The 6,109-nt window shown below is 72.6% G+C and carries 2 protein-coding genes; both read right to left on the minus strand.

All coding sequences use genetic code 11. The annotated features are described in order from the left end of the window. Nucleotides 1–1,436: condensation domain-containing protein (locus ACFY4A_RS42175; RefSeq protein WP_390834615.1), on the minus strand; the 1,436-nt coding region annotated here is incomplete at its 3' end. A gap of 5 nt (nt 1,437–1,441) precedes the next feature. Continuing rightward, nucleotides 1,442–6,109 (minus strand): amino acid adenylation domain-containing protein (locus ACFY4A_RS42180; protein ID WP_390834616.1); only part of this gene is annotated, 4,668 nt, incomplete at its 5' end.

Raw genomic sequence — 6,109 nt, forward strand, 5'->3', positions numbered from 1 at the left:
GACACCACCGCCACCGCATCCGGCGTCCGCGCCGCCTGCGCACCGAACAACTCAGGAAGCGTCCCCGCCGGAACCGGCCGAGCAGTGTCGTTCCAGCGCTCCACCACCAGCCCGCGCTCGGCCTCGTCGAGCAACGCAAGCCGGCCGACCGGCAGCGTGGGGTCCGCGGCGATCTGCTCCAGGAGCCGGACCAGCCGCTTCCCCAGGGTCTCGACGGCCGCCGCGTCGAAGAGGTCGGGCTGATAGTCGAACCGCAGCTCCAGGTCGTCCAGCGGGGCGACGGCGAGGGCCAGCGGGTAGTGGGCGGCGTCGTCGCTCGCCGAGCCGTCGATCTTCAGGCCGCTTAGCTGCAGCGGCCCGTCGGGGTTGCGCGGATAGTTCTGGTACACGAGGAGCGTGTCGAAGGTAGCGCCGGTACCGGCCAACCGCTGGATCTCCGTCAGCCCCAAGTGCTGATGAGGCATCAATGCCGCCTGTTGCACCTGGAGTTCCGCCAGCAGCTCCACAACCGTCAAATCCGGATCGAGACGCACCCGCACCGGCACCGTGTTGATGAACAACCCGAGCATCTGCTCGACACCCGGCAGATCCGCCGGCCGACCCGCCACCACGGCGCCGAAGACGACATCGCTCCGGCCGGTCAGCATCCCGACCAGCACACCCCACACACCCTGCACCACGGTGTTCAGCGTCAGGCCGTGCCGACGGGCGACCTCGCCCAACGCCTCCGTCAGCCGCGCGCCGGCCCGGACCGTCGCGTGTCCGGGGACGGACGGCTTCGCGACGCCGGGGTCGACCGGGCGTACCAGCGTCGGGTCCACGGTCCCCGCCAGCGCCTCGCGCCACGCCTCCCGCGCCGCCTCCTTGTCCTGACGGCCCAGCCACGCCAGATACTCCCGATACGGCGTGACCGGCGGCAGCACCGACACATCACCGCCCGCCGCATACAACTGCGACAACTCACCGAACAGAACCGGCAGCGACCAACCGTCCAGCAAAATGTGATGCATCGTCAGTACAAGCTGATGACGCGACTCGTCCAGCCGCACCAGCAGCAACCGCAGCAGCGGCGGAACCGCCGGATCGAAGCGGGTCTTCTCGGCGTCCGCGAGGCGTTCGGCCTCCGCCTGCCGCTCGACGACCCCTTCCAGCCCGGTCAGATCCACCTCGCGCCAGGGCAGTTTCACGCCCGAGGCGATCAGCTGGACGGGGTCACCCGTGCCTCGCCGCTGGAAGCTCGCCCGCAGGGTCGCGTGCCGGTCGAGGAGCGCCTGCCAGGAGGCGCGTAACAGACCGACGTCCAGCGCGCCCCGGAGTTCCATCGCGCCCTGGAGCACATAGACGTCATGGGCGTCCTCGTCGTATCCCGCGTGGAACAGGAGGCCTTCCTGGAGCGGTGAGAGCGGCCACACATCTTCGATGCGCACCTGGGTCACTGCAGTCACTCCTTTTCGCTGGCGAGATGTATCTGGAACTCGTCGATCTCGTGCTGGTCAAGGTCGACCAAGGTGAAGTCGGAGGGCGTATGACCGCCGGTGCGGGCAGCGCCGTCCGGGTCGGCCGTGTGGGCCACGAGCCCCGTGAGCATCGCGACCCAGCCCGTCGCCAGCTCGTGGAGCGCGGCCTCGTCGAGCAGCCCCGTCGGGCAGGTCAGAGTCACGGTCAGTTCGGGGCCTTCGGGCAGGTCACGGACCAGCCCACCGGCCTCCAGGACATGCGAAGCGGCCATCCGGGCATCCGCCGTGCCGCCCAGGACCACGTCTCCGACAGGCTGCCATCTCGCCTTTCCGATGTCATGGCCGTCCAACTGCCCAACGGCGGCGGCGAATCGTCCCAGGTAGTTGAAGCCGATCTGCGGGCTCGGCACACCGGACAGGGCCCGCGCCGTCTCCGGGTTCAGGTGGCGCAGGAGCCCGAAGCCGAGCCCGTCGCCGGGCGCCGCCCGCAGCTGCTCCTTCACCTGCTTGACGAGGTCGCCCGCCGCGGTTCCGCCGGCCCGGATGTCCGCGTACTCCGCGGCGCCGGGGTTCAGGCGCACCGGGTACGAGCCGGTGAACCAGCCGACGGTACGAGTGAGGTCCATGTCCTCGGTCAGAGGGGTCCGGCCGTGGCCCTCGACGTCCACGAGCATCCCGGCCCCGGTGTCACGCCCCCTGGCTTCCTGCCACTCGGCGACCGCACCGGCCAGCCCGGCGAGCAGGACGTCGTCGACCCCCGCGTAGAAGGCCGCGGGAACGCGGGTGAGCAGGTCCGTGGTCACGGCGACGGGCACCGGCAGGGAGACCGCGTGCACGCCGGCGGCCACGGTGTCCACGGCCGGGTCGAGCGCCCTGTTCCCGATCAGCGGGTCGGGGCCGTCCAGCAACCCGGCCCACGCCGGCAGTTCGGCCGCCCGCTCGGCGCCGGCCGCCTGCTGCTCCAGGGCCCGCGCCCACCGGCGGAACGACGTGCCGACGGGGTCGAGTTCGATGTCCCGACCGGCTTCCAGGGCCTCGTAGGCGGCGGCCAGATCCGGGAGGAGCACCCGCCAGGAGACCCCGTCGACGACCAGGTGGTGCGCCACCAGCAGCAGCCGTCCTGGCGCGTCGGGGCCCTTGTCGAACCACACGAGTTGGACCATCACGCCGGCCGACGGGTCGAGCCGGGCGACTGCGCGCCGGAACTCGGCCGTCACGTCCGGGGTCGCGGCGCGGACCACGCACTCCTCTCCGGACGGCCCGGCGCCCTTCTCCGGCACCAGCAGCGAGGACGGCCTGTCGTCGACGAGTTCGAGGCGGGCGCGCAGGACGTCGTGGTGATCCAGCAGTGCCCCTACCGCCGCCCTCAGCCGGGCGAGGTCCAGTCCGGCGGGCGCCTCCACCAGCATCGACTGGGTCAGCGATCCGGTCAGGGCGCTCGGCCCCGCGCGCTCGACCAGCTCGCGCATGACCGGCGTCAAGGGCACGCGTCCCACGCCCACATCGGGTTCGCCCACCACGGCGGTGGAGTCGGCGGCGATCGTGGTCGCGACCCGGCCGAGGTTCGCCGCCGACTTGTGCTCGAAGACCTGCCGGGCCGTGATCACCACGCCGGCCCGCCGGGCCCGGGACACGACCAGCATCGACATGATCGAGTCGCCGCCGAGCTCGAAGAACGAGTCCTCGGCGCCGACCTGCTCCAGGCCCAGCACCTCGCCGAACAGCCCGCAGAGCACCTCCTCCACCGGCGTGGCCGGGCCCCGGCCGGCGGGGCGGGCGGCGGGCTCGGGAGCGGGCAGCGCGGCCTGGTCGAGCTTGCCGTTCACCGTGACGGGCAGGGAGTCGAGCGCGACGACGGCGGCCGGGACCATGTGCTCGGGCATCCGCCCGGCCACGTGGTCGCGCAGCTCGTCGGCGTCGACACCGGTGTGCGGGTCGGCGGGCACGACGTAGGCGACCAGGCGCTTCACGGCGCGGGCGTGGGCGCGGCCTTCCTGCTGGTCGGCACGGGCGATCACGGCGACCTGGCCGACGCTGTCGTGCCCGGCGAGCACGGCCTCGATCTCGCCGGGTTCGATCCGGAAGCCGCGGATCTTCACCTGGTGGTCGACGCGGCCGGCGAAGCGGAGTTCGCCCTCAGGGGTCCAGCGGGCCAGGTCGCCGGTCCGGTACATCCGCTCCCCGGAGTCCGAGAAGGGGCAGGCGACGAACCGCTGGGAGCTCAGCTTCGGTCGGCGGACGTAGCCGCGCGCCAGGCCGGTCCCGGCGACGTACAGCTCTCCCGTCACTCCGGGGGGAACCGGGCGCAGCCACTCGTCCAGGACGTACACCCGGACGTTGGCGATCGGGCCGCCGAGCGACACGGCGTCCGGGAGCGCGTCGGGCGCCGTCCAGCAGGTGACGTCCACCGTGGCCTCGGTCGGGCCGTACTCGTTGAAGAACGCCCGTCCCGGGGCCCAGCGGCGCACCGCCTCGGGGCTGCACTCCTCGCCCGCGGTGACGACGTGCTCGATCCCGCTCAGCACCGCCTGCGTCCGCGCGTCGTCCGCCGCGAGCGTCTCCAGGACGCTCGGGGTGAAGGTGACGGCGTTGGGGGCCAGGGTCTCCAGCTCCAGCAGGATGTCACCGTCCCGCCGGGCCACGCACAGGGTCGCGCCGCCGGCCAGCGTCGGGTAGATCTCCGACACGGACGTGTCGAACGACACCGAGGCGAACTGCAGGACCCGGTCGCCGGGCCCCCAGCCGTACGCGCCGATCCGCCAGGTCACGTAGTTGACGAAGCCGCGGTGCGCGACGGCTACGCCCTTGGGCGTGCCGGTCGAGCCGGACGTGTAGATCACGTACGCCGGGTGGGCGGGCCGCAGCGGCGCGACCCGGTCGGCGTCGGTCGGCGCGGTCGTCGGACGGCCCGCCAGGTCGGCGGCCACGTCCGCGGCGTCCCAGACCAACGTCTCGCAGCCGGCCGCGGCTTCCGCGCTCGCACGCGTGCAGACCACCAGCGCCGGGTGCGCGTCGGTGAGCATGAAGCCGATCCGCTCCGCCGGATAGCCGGGGTCGATCGGCACATAGGCCGCGCCCGACTTCAGTACGCCGAGCAGCACCACGAACAGATCGGCCGACCGCTCCATCAGCACGCCGACCAGGTCCTCGGGGCCGGTTCCCCGGTCGATGAGCCAGTGCGCGACCTGGTTGGCCCGGGCGTCCAGCTCCGCGTACGTCAGCGCGGCGTCCGCCGTGACGACGGCCGCCCGACCGGGGGTCCGCGCCGCCTGCGCCTCGAACAGCTCGGTGACCAGCGTGGCCGGCACAGGCCGGGCGGTGTCGTTCCACTCGCCGAGGAGCCGCTGCCGTTCGGCCGGTTCCAGTACGTCGAGGTCGCCGACCCGGACATCCGGGTCGAGGGCGAACTGTTCCAGGAGCCGGGTCAGCCTGGCCACCAGGGCCTGCGCCTCCGGCTCGTCGAACACGTCGGGCCGGTACTCCAGCCGCAGCTCCAGCCCGTCGCCGGGGGTCGCCACAAGGCTGAGCGGATAGTGGGCCACCTCCTCGCCGCCGCCTCCGGCGATCGGAAGTCCGCCGGGCAGACGGGCGGCGTCGGGGTCGTGCGGATAGTTCTCGTAGACGACGAGGGTGTCGAAGGTCGCGCCCGCGCCGGCCGTCCGCTGAATCTCCGTCAGGCCGAGGTGCTGATGGACGATCAGCTCGGCTTGCCGGCCCTGGAGTTCCGACAGCAGATCGGCGAACCGCCGCTCCGGGCGCAGGGGGACCCGCACCGGGATGGTGTTGATGAACAGTCCGAGCATCTGCTCGACGCCGGGGATCTCGGCCGGTCGGCCCGCGACCGTGGCGCCGAACACCACGTCGGTACGGCCGGACAGCATCCCCACGAGTACCGCCCACGCGCCCTGGACCAGCGTGTTCATCGTCAGCCCGTGCTTGCGGGCCGTTCCATGCAGGGCCTGCGTGAGTCGTTCGCCGGTGCGGGCGACGACGTGCCCGATCGGCTCGCCGTCACCGAGGTCGGCGGGCCCCACGAGCGTGGGGTCGTCCGCCCCCGCGAGCAGCTCGCGCCAGGCGTCCCGGGCGGCTTCCTTGTCCTGACGGGCCAGCCAGGCGAGGTAGTCACGGTACGGGGGCACGGGCGGCAGGGCGCTCGCGTCGCCTCCGGCCGCGTAGATCCGGGACAGCTCGCCGAACAGGATGGGCAGCGACCAGCCGTCCATGACGATGTGGTGCGAGGTCACCAGCAGCCGATGGCGCGCGTCGCCCAGCTTCAGCAGCAACAGCCGCAACGCCGGCGGAACCGCGAGATCGAACGGGCTCGCCTGCTCCTCCTCCGCGAGCCGGTGCGCTTCGGCCCCCGCCTCGGCGTCGGACAGACCCGACAGGTCGACCTCCCGCCAGGGCAGCTCCACACCCTCGGCGACCACCTGGATCGGGCTCTGCATCCCGGCCGGCTGACGGAACCCCGTCCGCAGGCTCGCATGCCGGTCCAGCAGCACCTGCCACGACGTACGCAGCAGACCCGCGTCCAGCGCCCCTTCCAGGTCCAGGAACCGCTGCCCCACGTACACATCGCGGGAGCCCTCGTCGTACCGGGCGTGGAAGAGCAGTCCCTCCTGCAACGGCGACAGCGGCCACACATCGACCAG

It is taken from the genome of Streptomyces sp. NPDC001292, from assembly GCF_042896465.1.
Taxonomy (GTDB): domain Bacteria; phylum Actinomycetota; class Actinomycetes; order Streptomycetales; family Streptomycetaceae; genus Streptomyces.